18 protein-coding genes are annotated in these 18279 nt (G+C 47.5%); 8 read left to right on the top strand and 10 right to left on the bottom strand.

The features are described from left to right. Window positions 1–92: 92 nt before the first annotated feature. On the bottom strand, window positions 93–2450 hold the full coding sequence (locus NC996_RS08480) for a CHASE2 domain-containing protein (protein ID WP_190687963.1): 2358 nt from the start codon (window positions 2448–2450) through the stop codon (window positions 93–95). Window positions 2451–2996: 546 nt separating this feature from the next. On the opposite strand from NC996_RS08480, the gene NC996_RS08475 reads away from it, so the two are divergent. Further along, window positions 2997–3800, top strand: a complete 804-nt coding sequence (locus NC996_RS08475) for a DUF928 domain-containing protein (protein ID WP_190687960.1) — start codon at window positions 2997–2999, stop codon at window positions 3798–3800. Between the two features lie 51 nt (window positions 3801–3851). Here the strand turns inward: NC996_RS08475 and NC996_RS08470 are convergent, their stop codons facing one another. The 8 genes from NC996_RS08470 to NC996_RS08435 all read right to left on the bottom strand — a co-directional run bounded on the left by NC996_RS08470 (window position 3852) and on the right by NC996_RS08435 (window position 8883). Beyond that, window positions 3852–4001 (bottom strand): DUF6760 family protein, encoded by a 150-nt coding sequence (locus NC996_RS08470; RefSeq protein WP_339380423.1) that lies wholly within the window; start codon window positions 3999–4001, stop codon window positions 3852–3854. After that, window positions 3995–4372 carry a phage tail assembly protein gene (locus NC996_RS08465; RefSeq protein WP_190687957.1) on the bottom strand — a complete coding sequence of 126 codons (378 nt, stop codon included), beginning with the start codon at window positions 4370–4372 and terminating at the stop codon, window positions 3995–3997. Before NC996_RS08465 ends, NC996_RS08470 begins: the two co-directional genes overlap by 7 nt. A gap of 8 nt (window positions 4373–4380) precedes the next feature. Next, window positions 4381–4740, bottom strand: coding sequence for a hypothetical protein (locus NC996_RS08460; RefSeq protein WP_199292022.1), 360 nt, complete (start codon window positions 4738–4740; stop codon window positions 4381–4383). Continuing rightward, the gene (locus NC996_RS08455; RefSeq protein WP_190412608.1) at window positions 4727–5233 is read right to left on the bottom strand and encodes a phage tail protein; all 507 of its coding nucleotides are present in this window, start codon (window positions 5231–5233) and stop codon (window positions 4727–4729) included. The genes NC996_RS08460 and NC996_RS08455 overlap by 14 nt, the downstream gene beginning before the upstream one ends. A gap of 122 nt (window positions 5234–5355) precedes the next feature. Further along, the gene (locus NC996_RS08450; RefSeq protein WP_190412609.1) at window positions 5356–5856 is read right to left on the bottom strand and encodes a phage tail protein; all 501 of its coding nucleotides are present in this window, start codon (window positions 5854–5856) and stop codon (window positions 5356–5358) included. A 107-nt stretch (window positions 5857–5963) separates the two neighbouring features. Next, window positions 5964–6434: a phage tail protein gene (locus tag NC996_RS08445; protein WP_190412610.1), complete on the bottom strand. Its 471-nt coding sequence runs from the start codon at window positions 6432–6434 to the stop codon at window positions 5964–5966. An 82-nt stretch (window positions 6435–6516) separates the two neighbouring features. Next, a complete protein-coding gene (locus tag NC996_RS08440) occupies window positions 6517–8235 on the bottom strand; it encodes a phage tail sheath C-terminal domain-containing protein (RefSeq protein WP_190687954.1) in 1719 nt (572 codons plus the stop codon). Window positions 8236–8334: 99 nt separating this feature from the next. Continuing rightward, window positions 8335–8883, bottom strand: a complete 549-nt coding sequence (locus NC996_RS08435; protein ID WP_190412612.1) for a Pvc16 family protein — start codon at window positions 8881–8883, stop codon at window positions 8335–8337. 240 nt (window positions 8884–9123) lie between these two features. Here NC996_RS08435 and NC996_RS08430 point away from each other — a divergent pair, with 240 nt between their 5' ends. The 4 genes from NC996_RS08430 to NC996_RS08415 all read left to right on the top strand — a co-directional run bounded on the left by NC996_RS08430 (window position 9124) and on the right by NC996_RS08415 (window position 14517). Beyond that, entirely contained in the window at window positions 9124–10278 is a 1155-nt protein-coding gene (locus tag NC996_RS08430; RefSeq protein ID WP_190687951.1) for a HAMP domain-containing sensor histidine kinase, read from the top strand. Between the two features lie 79 nt (window positions 10279–10357). Continuing rightward, on the top strand, window positions 10358–11035 hold the full coding sequence (locus NC996_RS08425) for a response regulator transcription factor (RefSeq protein ID WP_190412614.1): 678 nt from the start codon (window positions 10358–10360) through the stop codon (window positions 11033–11035). Window positions 11036–11134: 99 nt separating this feature from the next. Next, window positions 11135–12481 (top strand): DUF4255 domain-containing protein, encoded by a 1347-nt coding sequence (locus tag NC996_RS08420; protein ID WP_190687948.1) that lies wholly within the window; start codon window positions 11135–11137, stop codon window positions 12479–12481. Further along, complete coding sequence (locus NC996_RS08415) at window positions 12478–14517, top strand: ATP-binding protein (protein ID WP_190687945.1); 2040 nt, start codon at window positions 12478–12480, stop codon at window positions 14515–14517. Before NC996_RS08420 ends, NC996_RS08415 begins: the two co-directional genes overlap by 4 nt. Window positions 14518–14607: 90 nt before the next feature. Here the strand turns inward: NC996_RS08415 and NC996_RS08410 are convergent, their stop codons facing one another. Further along, complete coding sequence (locus NC996_RS08410; protein ID WP_190528434.1) at window positions 14608–14817, bottom strand: Nif11-like leader peptide family natural product precursor; 210 nt, start codon at window positions 14815–14817, stop codon at window positions 14608–14610. A 159-nt stretch (window positions 14818–14976) separates the two neighbouring features. Here NC996_RS08410 and NC996_RS08405 point away from each other — a divergent pair, with 159 nt between their 5' ends. From NC996_RS08405 to NC996_RS08395, 3 genes are all read left to right on the top strand, one after another. Next, window positions 14977–17241: a substrate-binding domain-containing protein gene (locus tag NC996_RS08405; protein ID WP_348259983.1), complete on the top strand. Its 2265-nt coding sequence runs from the start codon at window positions 14977–14979 to the stop codon at window positions 17239–17241. Window positions 17242–17383: 142 nt separating this feature from the next. Further along, complete coding sequence (locus tag NC996_RS08400) at window positions 17384–17671, top strand: hypothetical protein (RefSeq protein WP_199299674.1); 288 nt, start codon at window positions 17384–17386, stop codon at window positions 17669–17671. Further along, the gene (locus NC996_RS08395; protein ID WP_190412619.1) at window positions 17671–18261 is read left to right on the top strand and encodes a phage tail protein; all 591 of its coding nucleotides are present in this window, start codon (window positions 17671–17673) and stop codon (window positions 18259–18261) included. The genes NC996_RS08400 and NC996_RS08395 overlap by 1 nt, the downstream gene beginning before the upstream one ends. The last annotated feature ends 18 nt before the right edge of the window (window positions 18262–18279 follow it).

The following is an 18279-nucleotide window of genomic DNA, read 5'->3' as shown; positions in this document are numbered from 1 at the left end:
ATGATGTGAATCGCGAGCCTACGCATCCGGCGTAGCATACTCAGTTCGATGTATCGGTAGATGTCCTCTAATAGCGCTTTATCTCGCTGCCATCAGGTAGATTCAGTCTCTGTATTCCTCACGGTTTTTGCCCGTTGCTGCAACTGCTGGAAGTAATCGAGTTCTTCGCTTTCAGCTTCCTGGCTAGTCTCTAGAACTTCTATTGTTGAGGAATTTGACTCGGTAGTGGTTTCTGCGTGCCCGTCGCTGCTCGATTTTCTCAAGTTTGCTCGTTGCTGCAACTGCTGGAAGTAATCGAGTTCTTCACTTTCAGTTTCTTGGCTTGCTGGTGTGACATCTGCTATTGAGGTATTTAACTCAGTAGCAGCTTGGGTTTGCCTATCTTCCTCCCAATTTCTCAAGGTTGCTCGTTGCTGCAACTGCTGGAAGTAGTCGAGTTCTTCGGTTTCTTCAACTTCTTGGCTTGGCTGGAGGACTTTTGGGGTGGAGATATTGGACTCAATTGCGGCTTCTCCCTGTCCGTCCTGCTGATTGCTTAATTCTTCGACAGGAGAAGTAATTTGGCTTGCCAATGCAACTTCTGGTATTTCAACGTTTGATTCCGCAACAGCTTCTGCTTGCCCATCATGATGCCGATTTCTTAACTTTTTACCCTTTTTCTGTAACTGCTGTAAGTAGTCGATTTCTTCTGTTGTTTCAGTGGCTTGGCTTGCCTGTGTAGCTTCTGGTATTTCAACAGTTGGCTCAGTGGTAGCTTCTGCTTCCCTATCATTGGATAGATTTCTTAACTCTTGTCCCTTTTGCTGCAACTGCTGTAAATAGTCGATTTCTGTCGTTGTTTCAGCGGCTTCTGGGATTTCAACGGTTGACTCAGTGGTAGCTTCTGCTTCCCCATCATTGGATCGATTCCTGAAACTTTTTCCCTTTTGCTGCAACTGTTGTAAGTAGTCAGTTTCTGCCGTTGTTTCAGCCGCTTCTGACCTCTCGACTTTTAATTTAGAAGTTGTTTTTTCAGAAGGATTGCTTTCTCGACTCCTGAGATTTTTCGCCTTTTCCTGCAATTCTTGGAAGTAGTCACTTTCTGTAATTTCCGCTACTTGGCGTTCTTTCTTTTCCTGGTCAATCTCAATATCGATTTTTAAAAACCCTTTGACGCCTTGATAGATGGCTTTGGCGTATCCTCTATCTATCAAAACGACGCCGACTGCCGTTGTCACCAGTGCCAATGCTGGGGGCACGAGGGGTATCCATCCTGCTTTGAGAAACAAAACATAACAAGTTCCAAACAAGAGGGCGATCGCTCCCCCTCCCGCAATCACCAAGAGCAAGGGACGCCGAATCCGCCATGCCACTAAGCCTCCCACCAACGACCAGGCCCAAATCCATCCAATTTCCGCCCACTCATTCCAGTACCAAAATAGCGGTCGTTTATCCAGAACTGCACTGAGGATTTGACTGACAACCTGAGCATGAATGACCACTCCGGGCATTTTCTGAGTGCCTTCTTGAGCAGCACTGTAGGGTGTGTTGAAGTCGTCATTCACGCTGACTGCGGTGTAGCCAACTAAAACAACCCGATCTTTGACTAAAGCCGGATCGGTCTTGCCCTTGAGTACATCTGTAAGCGTTATCTTTTGGGCAGGCAGATTTGCCGAACGGTAGTTAATCAACATCTGCAACCCTTCCGTGTCGGCTTTCCGGTATCCCCCAGCATTCGGATCGGGGCTTTTGAATACCGTGGAACCGATCTTCAGGTTTCCATCCTCTGAAGGTTCTGCTTCGATTCCCTCAGCTTGCAGGTACATGAGTGCTAGGGTCAAATCCAAGGAGGTGAGTTGCTCTTCGGGATCGCTACAAAGATGTGGGTTCTCTAAGGGAGCGTTCGGGGCTGGAGGACTTGCAACTAAGAGACTGCGGCGAACCCATCCATCAGGTTCTTTGACGAAATCAGCAAATCCCACTTGGTCTGGTGAGATTCCCGGCGGTGGTGGAAATCCTGCCTGTTTATCATCACTGAGTTGGCAGATCGTAATAATGCGATCGCTTCCTTTGAGGATCTTCAATAAATTGGCATTCCCCTCTTTGACCGGAACATCCCGAATAATATCTATACCGATGGCTCTCGGTTCATACTGCTCTAGTTTCTCTAACGCTTTGGCAATTGTGGCATCCGAGATAGGCCACCCTTTCTCAGTTTGGATATCTCCCTCAGTAATCTCCACCAGCAACAGGCGATTATCTGGACCTTCATCACGACGCATCCGAGTCAGCTGGTCAAAAGCACCCAGCTCTTGTCCTTGGAGTATCCCTAGTTGCCTAGCTCCCACGACCAAGCTTGTCGCCACCACACTGGTGAGAACAACTTGTCCACCAAAATTTAAAGCTGCTGTGCGTAGGTTGTTTGTGTTTGATAGCAGGGAGCGAATCTTTGAACTGAGCTGAGAAACCATATAATTGCCGCCTCCTCTCTAGGGGCTAGAGTTTTAATCTTCGCTCAATGTGTAGCTTAAACAGAGGAAATTAAGATTAAGAATTTGTATGTATCCTTGTGTCCTTGAAAATTGTTTAAGCCGCAAATTGAGTCGTCAAGAACCAAAAAATTAATTGACTACAAAACTTTATGAAGCTTTTGAGAAGAAATCGGACAAACAGATAATTTTTTTGATTGAGAACAGAAAAAGTGCCAATTTGAGAGATAATTTTATAGTAGTTATAACATCAAATTTTGTACTAAGCAAAAACCAGCGATTTTAAGTACCCACTAAGGCAAGAAACATGACAAAATTAATCGCTAATTTGTAGAGATATGCCAGGAAAAGTGGGAAACTTTGTTGAAGATTAAAGAGTCTTTGTCTAAAACCACTACGGTCGCGATCGAGTTTATTTACAAAGCACGATGCCTCATGGAGGCGATCCCTTTGGAAAGTGTTTCGATCCCTTTGTATGCACTCCGCTTGCTGCTCGCTAGGTAAACCCACTGCAACAACTTAAAGATTATGGTGAACAAGTCTTCTGTGTATTTCACAACACTCTCCTTAGCCTTGTTTGTGGGGCTTAGTGCGATCGCTACCAGCTTTCCAGCCACCGCTACCACAAAAAGCAAACCGATTCAACAACCCAGCCTGAACCGTAGGGAAATGCGTGTGGCAGGGCGCTTAAGATTTAGGCTGCCAAGGGTTGGGGCACCCAAAACTAGAGAACCGGGAGCATCGCGTGGTAGCAGCAGCTGCGCCGCCCAAGGAAAGTCGCTCATGGCATTGTTACCCAGCACAAATGTAGGTTTGACTGTAGCAGCTCGCCCGACATTATTTGTTGCTGTTCCTAAAACTTCCGCCCAGGACGCAGAGTTTATTCTGTATGACGGCGAAACAAGTCAGCAGGTAATATACGAAACAACATTGCCGATTCCTAGCACAGGAGGTGTTGTGAGTGTTAGCCTTCCTCAAAAGGATGCACCCTCGTTAGTTGCTGGCAAAAAATATCGTTGGTCGTTATCAATGATTTGCGATGCTGAAGATCGGGGAGCAGATATTTCTGTAGAAGGGTGGATTCAACGAGTCCAACCAAATGTTGCCCTGAGGAATGATCTAAAGAAAGCAGCACCGCGCGATCGCCCAGCAATCTATGCAGAAGCTGGGATGTGGCTTGACACCCTCTCATCTCTAGCTGACTTACGTAACGCCAATCCTAGCGATTTCACCTTAGAGACCGATTGGAAAGACTTGTTAAAGTTAGTTAATCTCGGCACAGTGGCGGAAGAACCCTTAGTGGTAGATATCACTCAGAAGCCAACCCGATAAAGGAAAGCATTGCAGTGAATTAGGGGTAAGGGTCAAGCCCTTACTCCTACTTTATTCTGGCTGCACCAGCTGACTAATTTCTGTCACCCAATCCCGGCGATCGCGATGTTCCAGATTGAGGATATCCTCTAAAGACCAGTGAAAGTGAAAAGCTATCAAGGCTACCTCTTGGCGTAGTACGTCCGAAGGGTAGCCTAGAATTCCCCCGATAGAGAAAGCTCCACCTGAAATTGACGATTGCACTGGGGACACTGAACCGGAATGTAAGCTTCCCCCTCCTGGTTAATGCGATTGTAAAACTCCCGCAAATATGCCAGATCTCGCGAGAAAAGACCCTCTAACAGCGTAGGCGTTACCTCGGTTACAGTACCGATACAGGTAATCACCCGCGAGAGCATTACCAAGACTCCATAAGCTGGATTATCCTGAACGCCCCGGTCTTTTTGGACGCACATTTCATCTTTTGCCGTTGCCAGACGCATCACCCCCTGGCGATGAACGCCCCCTTGAGCATCGACCAATCCTCTAGGGAGGACAAATTCAAATTCTGTTTGGATGCGATCGCTGGACATGAGACGCTTTACTCAGAATCAGAAGCCAGTACAGGATTTGCAGAGGGGTTCGTGGCTTCTTTCAATCCTGCATTTTCCTGTTCTAGGTCATTAATTTGACGATAAAATTTCTGGAGATAATTCAGGTCACAAGCAAAAAAGCCTTCAACAACTGAAGGCGTGACCTCCTCCAACGCTCCCAAGCGGACAATCACGCGGGACAAAATAATCACTGTAGCGTAGGCAGGATTTGATTTAACACGCGGATCTCGCAAAGGAACAATCTCATCCATCGCCCTCGACAAACGCATCACACCTTTGCGGTGCAGATTGCCATCCGCATCGAGATATCCCTTAGGTAAAGTAAATTCAAACTCAGTTTGAATCATTCCTTGCTACTTGAATCCGTTTTAACTGTTCAACTGTCATTTCTATTTCTTCAATCTCCAGCTCACCCCCAGCCGCATTCACATCAGAAATTTTATAGCTAGTAGGCCACGCCCGTTGAAACTCAAATCTAAACTGTTCTTCCGCCGCTTGATTATAAATCACCAAAGAACCATCTCGTCGTTGTTCAGCCCAATCTCCATCCTGGACAGCTTGAATCCAGTTCCATAACGTCATCGAACAAGTCAGCCCCCGGCGCAAAGTGATATTGCTGTAACTCACCTTACCCGGAATTTTTGTACTGACAATTCGACCCTTAGATTCCCCATCTTTTCCCCACTTTTGAGGTGTCACCTCAGAGATTTCTATCACCTGTTGGGTAGACTTAAAACCGCTACAATCCATAAAGTAGCCGTCTACTGCATCATTGCTGCCATTTAGTTTTAGTTCTAGAAAAAATCGGCAAGTGGTAAGAATTTCAGGGAAGTCTGTCACAGTTGATACCGCCTTACAACCAATGAGCTTTCGAGCTGATAAATCAATGACTGGTGAATAAGACTGTGCAACATCTCACCTCACCAGCGCAGTTTTACAGGGAGTTGACTTTAGAATTCCTTCTACGCCGATACAGTAAACTTCATCCGCTCGTAGTTCAGCTTAAGCGTCCAAGTTTCCAGTTCGCTACTCCCTGCGTCCCGCTTAGGAACATCAAAACTATTGGGAAGCACCCCTACAAAACTGTAAGTTAACCCCACCTTCCCCTCTGAACCGGAGTAATAGACATTAATTGTCATTTCTTTGCGTAAAGTTCGCGCTTTTGCAGCTTCCCCAAGGTTAGCTTTCGAGGCGCAATCCTTGTACCACTCCCACAGCTTATCGTCATTTCCGCCTTGATGCGCTCCTGGCACCAAAACGAGCGTTATCTCGCCATACTTCGGTTGACTTGGAACACTGAGAACCAGCGATTTTCCCTTCGGGCCAGAACCGATGGCATTATCAGCACCCTTTGGGGACATATCTACTGACATCCCACTGACTTCTTTGATAATGATGTCTTTGATATCACCAATTGCTACATCATAGTTATCACTAGATAGTAACTCAACAGCATCAGCCATAAATAACCTTCCAATCAATTACAAAGTGCAAAGGAATGATTTTTGCGATCGCTTCTTAAAGCGAACAAAATTAAGAATATTGTCTCAAACACCCAGACTTAGATAGATCAAGCTGGATCAAATTGGTCAACCTGTAGCGTAAAGGTTTCTTCAAGCAACCCGCCATCTGCACTGAGTTTCCCGATTTGATATTTACAAATCCAAACTCCGCTCATCTTCCAAGAGTCCACCATTTCTCCGGCTGAGTTATAGGATTTTATTACGCCTTCTGCCATCCTGGCACTCGTTGGAAAACCGCCACCATCCTCTGCTTTTGGCATACACTGTAGCAACCACTTTCGCATCAGTGAGCTAGTGCTTTTTGCATCTCCACTCGCTAGGGTTACTAAAGTAATTTGAACCGCGGCTTCCCTTTTCTTAGTAAGAGTCTGCCGTACAGCTCCCTTGGCACCAGACATTAGGGCATCACCGTGTTGAACGTCAGTCTTATATGCTGGTAAGTCAACACTTTTAAACTGTAAACCGTCACCTACGCCCTTAATTTCTAATTCAAAATTCTCAACGGTAATAATCGCCATTATTCAAAACCTCCTTACAAATTTTTCAATATCAGCTCAGATATCAGCTCTTGATCAAGAGCTGATATCTGAGAGTTTTAACCTACTGGTTAGGAGACCACTGACTGATACGGAAGATCACAAATTCCGCTGGTCGGACAGGGCAAACTCCAATTTCGACATACAAACGACCCAGCATTACCGTCTCATGGGTGTTGATACTGGCATCGCACTTCACGTAGAAAGATTCACCAGGCGAACCACCGAATAACGCCCCTGCACGCCACAGCCGTTCGAGGAAATTGCTGACCGTGCGGGTAACTCGCGCCCACAAATCTTGATCGTTAGGCTCGAACACAACCCACTGGGTACCGATTTCAATTGAGCGCTCGATGTAGCTAATCAGGCGGCGGACGCTGATATAGCGCCACTGGACATTAGCGGGTTCAACCAGAGTCCGTGCGCCCCAAACTTGGAAACCTCGGTTGTAGTTAGCGAAGTTGCGGATACAGTTAATCCCCACGGGGTTTAACAGTTCCTGTTCGCGGAAGTTAGTCTCGTAGGCTAGACCCAGAACACCACGAGGAACTTCGTTGGCAGGTGCTTTGAAAACGCCACGAGTCTCATCGGTGCGGCACCAAATCCCCATCATGTGACCGCAAGGGGGAACCAAAATCGGTCGTCCGGCATTGCGTGGATTCGCCACTTTAATCCAGGGATAATATAATGCCCCGAACATAGAACGACGATTGAAGTTAGTTAACCACTGAGCTACGTGCTGAGGCTTTTGTTGCTCAGGGGGTACAGGATCGCCGCCTCCCTTGCAAGGTGGCGGGTCAAGAACAACCATGCGGTAGTTGGGGCTGGGTGCGTTGTTTTCGCACATGCTAACCATCATTTCCATGATGCCGTGAACCTGATCCAAATCCAGCAGACCGCGTTGGTATGCCAGCATTAGGTCGGGGCAGGCAATCATCGACACTTCGTCAATTTCAAAAATCCCTTGGACGCCCGTGCGGTCATCGCGCACCCCATTTACATCCCGTGGAAAGCGTTCAGGGCTAGAAATGACGGGTGGAGGGCTGACTTCATAGGTGCCGTTGACAGGTCGTCGAGACAGGGGTTGTCCGCTGGTGGACATATCGGTGACGGACAAAAATTGAGATGCCTCGTGGTCGCCAATCCCCTCATTAATCGCAGTGATGACATAGGTACCCACTTGCGCCTCGACGTCCGGGTTCATGGTCAGGTGGCTGTACTCTTCGAGTTTCTCTCCACCGCGACTAACGATGACTTTAAAGTATTCACCCGTGTTGAGTGGGGGTTCTGCCTCTGGATCTTCAGGAGCTTTGGGTTCATCGGGAAGGATCGAAACATTGACTCGTCCACCGGGTAAGGCAAGAGCTGAGCTACCATCCTCTTCGCCTTCGGATGCCTTAATCGCAAACATCAAAGAGGGACGATTTCCAGAGGTTCTGAGCTTTGTGGCTGTTTCCTCCGGTGCTGGTGGTTCCGAACCGGGGAGTTTGGTACCAATGCTAGTCACCCAACAGCGTCCACCGCCGTTCATAAACCAGCCATTGACGGCAAAAGGGAGGTAGGCGTTGAAGTCTGTGTAACCATCGGAGCCTTGTTTGGCAAAATACTCTAGGTATTGGCTCCAGTTGGTAATCATCATGGGTTTGAACAGTTCGGCATCACCGCGTACATCCTCGGTAAAGCCAACAAACCCAGCAACACTCATGCTTACGCCTTCAATCGGGCGACTACCACGGTCTACTTCTTCGACGTAGACACCAGGAGCAAAATAATCCATTGGCATAGCGTAGTCTTCCTTGATTAGTGGTGGGTAATCGGTAATTGGTAATCGGTAATTGGTAGGGGCGACCTGCTAGATCGCCCCTAGAGTAGTAGGTAATTGTTACGACCTACTACCTACTACCCCATTCCCTACTACTTCTATAGGTGTGATTGGTTCTCCTTGTCCTAGCTGGTTAAAGGGAACTGTCACGGTTACATATAAAGCTGGACGTAATGGAACCCCCAGCGCACGCCATAGAGCGACGGCATCAATAAGCCCAACGGCAGAAATGGTCATTGACAAGTTGCCATAACCCCGTAGTGAAGGCGCTAGCAGCTCTTCTGGTAGCCAGCGGTAACGTAACAACAGCATCAAGGCTTCTGACAGCAGACGCTGTTCTCCCAGGACGGTACGATCCCAGGCACTGACTAGGAAGGAAATGTCAAACCATAATGGGGAATACTTCCCAAAAGTGGGTGGATGCGGTTTTTCCTGGTTAATCCTGTGGTCTACCTGACTGTTTTCCCCGATGTTGTAGCAGAACAGGTTCAGTGCTGGTCTTACATCCTGCCGCATACTAGGGTGGTTGAAATCAATTTGCTCTGTACTGAGCAGGGAAGTCCCTTCAGCCAGGATTTCTGCCAAAGTCTGGGCAGCAGCAGGGATCATAAGACTGGGTGTTTAGGCTGTATAGGTCTAGATTAGGAAGACAACCCCAGAGTGTTTATTAGACTTTGGTCGAAACTTTAAAAAATGTGTGTAAATACGGATGAAGACTGAAATCCCCGACTAAGCTAGATTTGTCATTTATTTCTTGCGGAAGATGACAAGCTCCGCAAAATGAAAATTCAGTGGTGCTTACATCCGATTCAACGTTACTGAAATATCCTGTATGGCGGGGAGTTACAGATGAAGGTTGGAATAAAACGGTTTGCTGTACAGGTGCATCCACCTTCCTCCACACTCGGTTCGCTAGGTACACCGTACCCTCCCGATCTTAGGAGTATTTGCAAGCTCCATCTCGAACAGATAGGCGCACAACTACCTGTTGTAGCCGCCTGGATTGTTTACCAAGATTTAGATACCCAAAAGCGTCAATTAGTAGCCTATTATTCAGACGAGCGCCAAGGAAATTACGCGGAGTTGCCCAAATTTTTTGCTGAGGTGGAGTGGGAAGATTCCCTTCCTGCGCTGAAGTTGAGCGAAATAACCGAGCGTGCTAAAAGTGCATCTGCTGACACCGCTTGTAGCTACAACACTTACGTTTGCCCTCTCAGCGAGCAGAAAGCCAAAGAAGTTGGGTATTTGCTGTTATGGAGTAAAAATCCCCTTTCTTCGCTGCAACAACAAGGCGTAGAAAAACAGGCTCAATTGCTGAGTCACTACCTGGTGATGTCTCGCGAGTGTTCCCGTCAAAAAGCTGAGATTCAATTACTTGAGCAAGTGCTAGGTCGTACAGAACATCAACTGCGAAATCCCTTGGCACTGATTAGTCTTTACGCCGAAAATTTATGTTTAGGGTTGCCATCTGGCTGCTTGCAAGAGCAGGCTGGGATTGTTCGCGAAACCGTGAATGAGTTAATTGAAAACTTAACGGATTTGGTTTATTGCGGACAGCAGGCAAAACTACAGGTAGCACCTTATGAGCTGCGGAAAACATTGGCTGAAAGTATCCAAGGTCTGCAACCTTGGTTAGAAGAAAAACGACTGCATATCCGCTATCCGGAGAAGCCGGTCACGCTGGCAGGGGATCGATGGCAGATGAAACAGGTATTTGACAACCTGTTGAGTAATGCAGTTCATTTTAGCCCCCCTGGGGGAATGATTACTTGTAATTGGCAAGTCTTTCAATCTGAAGTAATCGTTGAAGTTTCCGATTGCGGTTCCGGGCTTTCTGAAGAAGACTTGAAACAAGTATTCACACCTTTTTATTCTAAGCGTCCAGGCGGTACTGGTTTGGGTTTGGCGATCGCAAAAAAAATTATCCTCGACCATCGAGGAACCATTTGGGTAGAAAACTTGCCTTCTGGTGGGGCACAGTTTTCCTTCACCCTACCTCGATAGCAATTTTCAGTGAGTCAGTGGGAATGATAAATGAGTTACTCACCCTCTAAAACGAACAGTCGCCTTGAGGTTCTCTAAAATGTCCGCACCAGCGCCAATTTCGATTTTACTCGTGGATGATGAACCACGCTTCCGAGCAGGGATACGGACTCTACTTGACTTCTTGAGTAATAACGGCTCTTTTCGATTTGAGATTGTCGGAGAGGCGGCTTCTGTAGAGCAAGCGTTAAAATTAACCGCTGAGCAAAAGCCAGCGATGATTTTGCTGGATATGGAATTGCCCCCTGGAGATGGAATTACCGCCTTGATCGGTTTAGGAGAAATGTCCTATAAGGGGAAAGTGTTAGTTCTCTCAGGACACCGGGAAGACGAATGGGTGTTTCGGGCGATGCAGGCGGGTGCTAGCGGGTACGTGTTTAAAGACCGGGTGGCAACTCAACTGTGCGAAGCAATTAACACCGTCATGAAAAATGAAGTGTATTTATCGCCAGAAGTTGCAGCTTGCTTCTTTCGATTGTTTCAATTTTATGCAGGACGATCGCATCTTTCCGGTCGGAGCATTCACTTAACCGAACGAGAGCGAGAAGTCTTACACTGGCTCGTTGAAGGATCTTCTAATGAAGAAATTGCCCGCCGCCTTTACATTACAGTCGCTACGGTTAAAGCTCACTTAACAGCAATTTTTGAAAAACTCAGTGTCACCAGCCGCACGCAAGCAATTGTAAAAGCCTTAAAACTCGGATTAGTTAGTGCTTAATGGTCAGAATCTGGTCATTATCAAAACAAACCTTTGTCAAGCTAAACTGTGAAAACGAATAAATCGGCTTTTTGCGAAGCTGATTGCTGAATTTTTTTTATGAGCAATTATTTAGCGATCGCTACTGTCACTGCTGCTTTGCAAAGAACTTTGCAAGCTGTTGTACAAATAGACCTGGATGGCGCAAGAGTGACAACGGTGCGACCCAGTAACTTAGGGAGTGGCACCCCAGAGACGGGAGTGAACATCTACCTGTATCAAGTGAGTCTCAATCCCGTGTGGCGCAGCAGTGCAGATGTGCGGAATCGCAATCGTAAGGGCGAAATGGCAAAGCGATCGCACAATGCTCTCGATCTGCATTACATGATCAGTCTCTATGGCAATGAGGTTGAGTTAGAACCGCAACGACTTTTAGGCAGCGTCGTCCGTACCCTTAAAGATCGCTCAACTCTAACCCAGGAAATGATTTGGGACACGATCGCTGATTCTAACTTTACCTACTTAGCGGACTCTAACCTCTCCGAACAGCTCGAAGAAATTAGCTTCGTGCCAATGGATTTATCTTTAGAAGATTTATCTAAAGTTTGGTCGGTATTCTTCCAAACCCCCTACACCCTATCAGTTGCTTACCGAGCGACCGTCGTCATGATAGAAGGGGAAGAAGCAGCCCAGAAAGCTTTACCCGCGCGCGAGTACAGGTTCAGCGGTGTGGTGCCGTTTTCCAATCAGCCGGTGATTCAGGAGGTGGTGTCTCAAGCGGGCAGGTTTCAGGCAATCTTGGCAGACAGCACGTTGCTAATTCGGGGTAAAAATTTGAATAGCAACATCACGCGGGTGCGTCTTGGTGAGGCGGAAGCGACGCCCTCAGAAGTTCACGAAACCCAAGTCATATTACCCCTAAGTGCCTTCTCTGCTGAGTCGCTCCGCGCAGGCGTACAAAGTTTACAGGTGATTCATCACTTGTCAAGCCCCAGCGCCCCTGTAGCAAACGGGGGAGTCGAATCTAACGGCGCAACATCCAGAGGCAACTCGACCCCTGCGTTAAGCCTCCAGCCTGCTCTCCAACGCAGTGTTGAGTCGAATGTGGCACCGTTTGTATTGCGTCCAACGATTACAGAAGTAAGTATTACCGACATTCAGGGAAGTGGAGATGAACTGCGCTCGGCGAACCTGACGCTGCAAGTAAATCTTACTATCGGCAACAAGCAGCGAGTTGTGGTGGCGCTGAACGAACGGTCAATCAATAACCCAGGCGCTTATCTGTTTGATGCTTTACCGCGTCGAGCCGATACAACCTCGGTAATCATTCCGGTTCGAGATGTGAAGCCAGGAGAGTATTTGGTGCGGGTACACGTAGATGGAGCGGAAAGTATGTTGAGCGTGGATACGGACAAAGACAGCCCGACCTTCCAGCAGTATATTGACCCAAAGGTAACGATTGTATGATGACCACGACTAGCGATCGCTGGCAAGCAGCGAATCAGCGCTACTTCATGGGAGAAGTTGCTCGCGTGCGTCAGGCGTTAGAACGCCAAGCGGCAAAGATGCAAGGAGAGGAAAAAGTCCAGGAAGAAGATTTTCTACCTCTGACCTCGAACCTTTCGCCTCCAGCAACACTAGAACAACTGTGCAAAACCTTCGGTTTGTCAGATTTTGAGCGGGATATCCTGCTGTTGTGCGTGGGGATGGAACTTGACCCCAGTTTTCCTTCTTTATGCGCGATCGCTCAAGGCAACGAGCGGCAGGCGTATCCGACAATGAGCTTAGCGCTGGCGATTCTACCTGCCTCCCATTGGGATGCACTAACCCCCACGGCATCTTTGCGTCGCTGGCAACTGATTGAAGTTGGGACAGGCACTACACTCACCTCCAGTCCCTTGCGAATTGACGAGCGAATATTGCACTACATCGCTGGCGTGCAACATCTAGATGAACGGCTCATAGGCATTATCGAGCCATTGCACCGCTCGGTTCAAAGTTTGGTGCCATCGCACCGACAAGTTGCAGAACAACTGGCAGAGACGTGGTTGCAGGCATCGCAACAAGGTTCGGCGTTACCTGTCGTGCAGCTATGTGGAGATGAGACTGCCAGCAAACGAGCGATCGCATCTGCAACTTGCGCTCTTTTACAGCTCAACTTATATGCGATGTCCGCCCAAGCAATTCCCACCAGTCCCAGCGACTTTAACAGTATCCTGCGGCTATGGAATCGGGAAGCCATTTTAAGTGAGAGTGTCCTGTTACTCGACTGTGACGATGTCGAGACAAGCGATCCAGCGCGAGAAAATGTTATTGCCTCGTTGATTGAAGGAGTCACCAGCCCGATAATCGTCACTAGTCCCGAAAGAAGGCGATCGCGACAGCGTCCCTCAATTACGATTGATGTTAGCAAGCCAACTGCCCCCGAACAACGGGCTATCTGGCAAGATGCTTTGGGTGAAGCAGCAGAAAGCTTGAACGGACATCTAGATACGCTGGTATCCCATTTCAGCCTTAGCGCCCCTTCTATTTACGCTGTTTGTACTGAGGCAAAAGGTAGAGGAGATAATAAAGAATCTCTCTGTTCACTCAGTCCTCAGTCCTCAGTCCTCATCCCTCAGTCCTCACCCCTCAGTCCTCAAGAAACGCTCAGCACCCTCTTGTGGGATACCTGCCGTTCACAAGCTCGCCAGAGACTCAACGACCTGGCTCAACCCATTATCCCAGGAGCCAGTTGGGATGAGCTGGTATTGCCAGAGGCACAGCGACAGGTGTTGCGCGACATTGCCGCTCACGTTCGGCAACGTGCCAAAGTATACGAAAACTGGGGATTTGGCGGCAGCGGACGCGGCTTGGGCATCAGCGCCTTATTTGCCGGAGGCAGCGGTACTGGCAAAACAATGGCAGCAGATGTACTGGCTGGCGAATTGCAGCTAGACCTTTATCGCATCGACCTGAGTTCCGTCATCAGTAAGTATATCGGGGAGACAGAAAAGAACCTGCGGCGAGTATTTGATGCCGCAGAAGCTGGGGGAGCAATTCTGCTGTTTGACGAAGCTGACGCCCTGTTTGGCAAGCGTTCTGAAGTGAAAGACAGTCACGACCGTCATGCCAATATTGAAGTTGCCTACCTGTTACAACGCATGGAAGCTTACCGAGGCTTAGCGATTTTGACGACTAATTTAAAAGGTTCTCTCGATCAGGCATTTCTGCGCCGGATTCGTTTTATCGTTCAGTTTCCCTTCCCTGATGCCACCCAAAGAGCTGAAATTTGGCAGCGCATCTTCCCCAGAAAAACACCGACTGAAGGGCTAGATCCTGTGAAGCTAGCACGGCTAAACGTCGCCGGGGGAAACATTCGCAATATTGCCCTCAATGCAGCCTTTATCGCCGCAGATGCCAATGAGCCGGTCGGGATGCAACACATTTTGCAAGCAGCAAAAAGCGAATATGTCAAACTGGAAAGACCTCTCACCGATGCGGAAGTGAAAGGCTGGGTGTGAAATGAGAAGGCTAACCGACAGGTCGGCGCTAGGCTAACGCCTCGCTTCGCTAACGCTATCGCGCTAATTATTCTTTACAGCTGATTAAACTTATAAACCAGGGATTTCTGACAATTCCCCTTCCAACTCTTCTACCTTAAATCCGGTTGTATCTTTCCATTCTTCAACTGTAAAGTGATAACCACATTCTTCAGCCATTTTGACTAAGGTTTCCAAGTCGGGTGCAGAGTTGAGCTTTTCCCGTAAGGCGGAGTCAGTTTGAACAGCTCTAAAAAGTTTTATTACTTCCTCTTTTGCCATCAGTTTATATTCCCAGTACGTTAAATCAATGTTAACTTACCATCCACCTATCGCTTATCCGGAGAATTTTCGGTGGCACTGACAAACATTCCCAAAATTGTTCTAAGGGAGTATCTAAGGCGGAACCCCCCCCATTTCAGACTCCACCAATACGGTTGGTTGAGTCAATACCAATGGATTGCACCTGTCGTTGACGAAATCAAAACCGAACTCGATCCGCTAACGCTAGAAGAACCAACGACTCCATCAGACCTAACAGAAGTACCGCCGCCTCAATTTACCCCGCAGGTCCAGGGAGTTGACCACCTCTACAGACAGTACCGTTGCAAGTATAGTGAAGCCTTAAGCTGTACCTTACCGTTACAAACGGTTCAGCAAGATCCAACCGCCAAATATTGCTCAGAATGTAGTTTCCCTGCCACCTTAGCTGAGAAAAGTGAGATCCGGGGACGTCGGGGAAGATATCGAATCGAAGGCTTATTGGGACGCCGGGGAATGGGACGACTGTACAAGGGAATTCAGGTTGCCGATCAGCAGCCTGTTGTGATTAAAGAGTACCTGCTTCCCGACCGTTGTTTTAACGAGGAAGAAACCCGCCTGCGTCAGCAAACCTTCGAGTTAGCAGCCGGTTTGAGTCTAGCAGATGGAAGAGTCCAAGATGTTCGCTTGCGTCACCCTTGGGACGCTATTTCTGACCCGATTGCGGAACGCTGCTATCTTGTTACCACGAGCAATTTAGATACCCATCCAACTCTAAACGCCTGCCTTGCCGCCAATGGGGCGATGACCAGTCGGCAAGTGCGCCAAGTCCTCAACCAAGTCCTGCAAACCCTGGAGTTTCTCCACGGTCAAAAGTTTAGTCTGCCCTCCGGTCAGGTGCAGCAGGGAATCGCTCACGGCAATATTAGTTTAGATAGTCTGCTGATGGTGACAGACGACCAGAAATTTTTTATCCATGTATGCGATTTGGCGCTTTGGGAACGTCTGTTCGACCTGCCAACTGCCCAAACCGTTATCCCTACAGTTACCCAAGACTTAATCGCTTTGGGATACGTGGCTTTTTACCTGTTAGTAGGACGCTCTACTGACCCCGTTTCCGGTCAGCTGCTTGACCCCAAGGATGAACAGCAATGGCCTGTAGTGGAACCTCACCTCAAAATGTTCATTTTTCGCCTTTTAGGGCTAGATGTCAGTTTTGAGAGTGCTGAGGAAGCACGACAAGCACTGTTGAAGTTGCCGCCAGAGAAACCAGTCGATCTAGTAGTTGTAGACACAGTGCCGCTAGAAGAGCAAAAAACCAAGCTGCGTCGTCTTCCCTGGCTGCTGTTGGGTGCTTTGGGAGTGACTTTGTTGGGAATACTCATCTGGTTTTTGATTCCGAAGTCCCAAGCGGGTAATCGTGCCGCCGATGATGATTTTCTGGTTTGTTGCATCAAGGAAATCCCTGGTATTCCTGCGGGTAAGTTTACTTACACAGCAGAAAAAGACGGAACATGGAGCTATATCCTGCGCCACGCCAATCTCATCTCAAAGAATAAAACTTTAGAAGACAAGCTCAGAGAACGTCAGCCAAAATTAGAGTTGAATTATCAAGCTGAGCCTTCCGGAGAGGAAGCGATCGCGAAAGTCAGTTCGCAGCAAGTAGACTTTGCGATTTCTAGCTTGGTGAGTGATTTGACCAGCGAATTGAAGTATAAACCAGTTGCCTACGATGGGCTGGTCGTGTTTGTTGCCTTCAGCTACGCCAAACGAGAGAAAAGCCTTCCTCAGTCTCTCAAGGGTCAAATTACTTTTGAGCAATTGCGTCAGCTTTACACTGGCGAAATTACTAATTGGCAAGTTTTAGGAGGGCCTGATTTACCTGTAAAACTCTATATTCCGAAAGAAACTGAGGCGGTACGAATATTTGAGCAACGAGTTCTTAAAGATGAGCAAAAAATTGCTCTATTTAGAAAATTAATTCAAAAGAGCGAGCAACCACCTCCTTTGTTTAAAAATTCCTTTGAGCCAGAAATTAAGCCTCTGTCAACCTTCGAGACTCTACGACAGGTGATTCGGGATTTTGAGGATGATGAGGTTGGAGGAATTGCCTTTGGCACAATCAGCAAAGTTTTCGGTCAATGTTCGGCTTATCCCTTAGCTTTAAAAGACGGAAATAAACCAGCAATCCAGGCGTTAATTCAAGATAATGGGAAGCCTGTAGAGCCAACAACAGACCTCTGTGATGATAAAGGAAGTTATCATCCTAATATAGAATTTTTCAAAAATAGCACCTACCCCTTGGCATATCCGATAACGGTTATTTATTCTGGAGATAACCGCCGTATCCCTGCCGGTCAAAAATTCGCCGAGCTGCTGAGAACTCTTGAGGCACAGCGATTGCTGAGCAAAGCCGGACTGGTGCCGTTACAACCGCTAGAATAGTTTTTAGATAATTACCTGCTGGATTAGAGTGGATTAGATCCCTAGAGGTTAATGGCGAATAGCTATTAGCTGAATTTAGACCTTTGTCTAGCAATCAGCCAAAAACGGGTGCCCTAAAATAACAGGAAGTTTTGGTTTTTTTATGAACAGGTATTCTTCCCAACAAGCGGTTTCCGGCGCGATCGCTAATCTGGGGACACAATCTTATCTACAACCCATTGGGAGTAGCACTCGTCCGGCTGGGTACGCAGCACCGGGTTTAGTTCCCAGTAACGATAAAGATAACCAAACTGCGGTATCAAAGACAGCCGCTAAAGTTCTGCGCGATCCTTTATTGCTGAGGCAATTGAGCGATCGCGTTTATGAATTGATGCTTGAAGATTTACGTCGTCAAAGGGAACGCAGTAGAAACTACGGAGGATACTTCTGATGCCCGCCCCACTGCCACCAGCACAGTCGTCTGCGTCAAGTCGCAATAATGGACAGAACAAAAATGGCACTAGCGTCCGCGAACTAAACTACGTTACTGCCAATCGTTTTTATGTAGAAATTCAAAGTAATATTACTGCCTGTTTCACCGAGTGCCAAGGCTTGGGCGTGACGATCAAGGCTCAAAAACACTATGAAGGCGGTGTCAACGATCAACAGAGAATTTTTCTAGGTCAGGCAGAATTTTCAGATGTGACCCTCAAGCGGGGTATCACTAATGATTTAGTTTTTTGGGATTGGATTAGTAAAATATTAAGCGATGTTGGGCGTAATCAAGGCAATAATCTACCGAAAAAAGAACGTCGTAACATTAATATTTTGGTATTCAACCCAGCAGGAGAAACAATGCAGTGTTGGACACTAATTGGTGCCGTTCCTGTTGCCTGGAAGTCAGCCTCATTAAGCGCGGATTCCAATGCAGTGGCAATTGAAGAGTTAACACTTTCATACGAGAGTTTACAGGTTGATAAGTCACGCAATGGCGGATCTTCAATTTCCGGTGGACGCGATAGTTTGGGATACTTTGCCTAGAAATTAACACAACAAAAA

Source organism: Trichocoleus sp. ST-U2 (assembly GCF_039961875.1).
GTDB lineage: Bacteria > Cyanobacteriota > Cyanobacteriia > Cyanobacteriales > FACHB-T130 > FACHB-T130.
The sequence above is the reverse complement of the archived record's forward strand: the minus strand, read 5'-3'. Positions and strand labels throughout refer to the sequence as shown.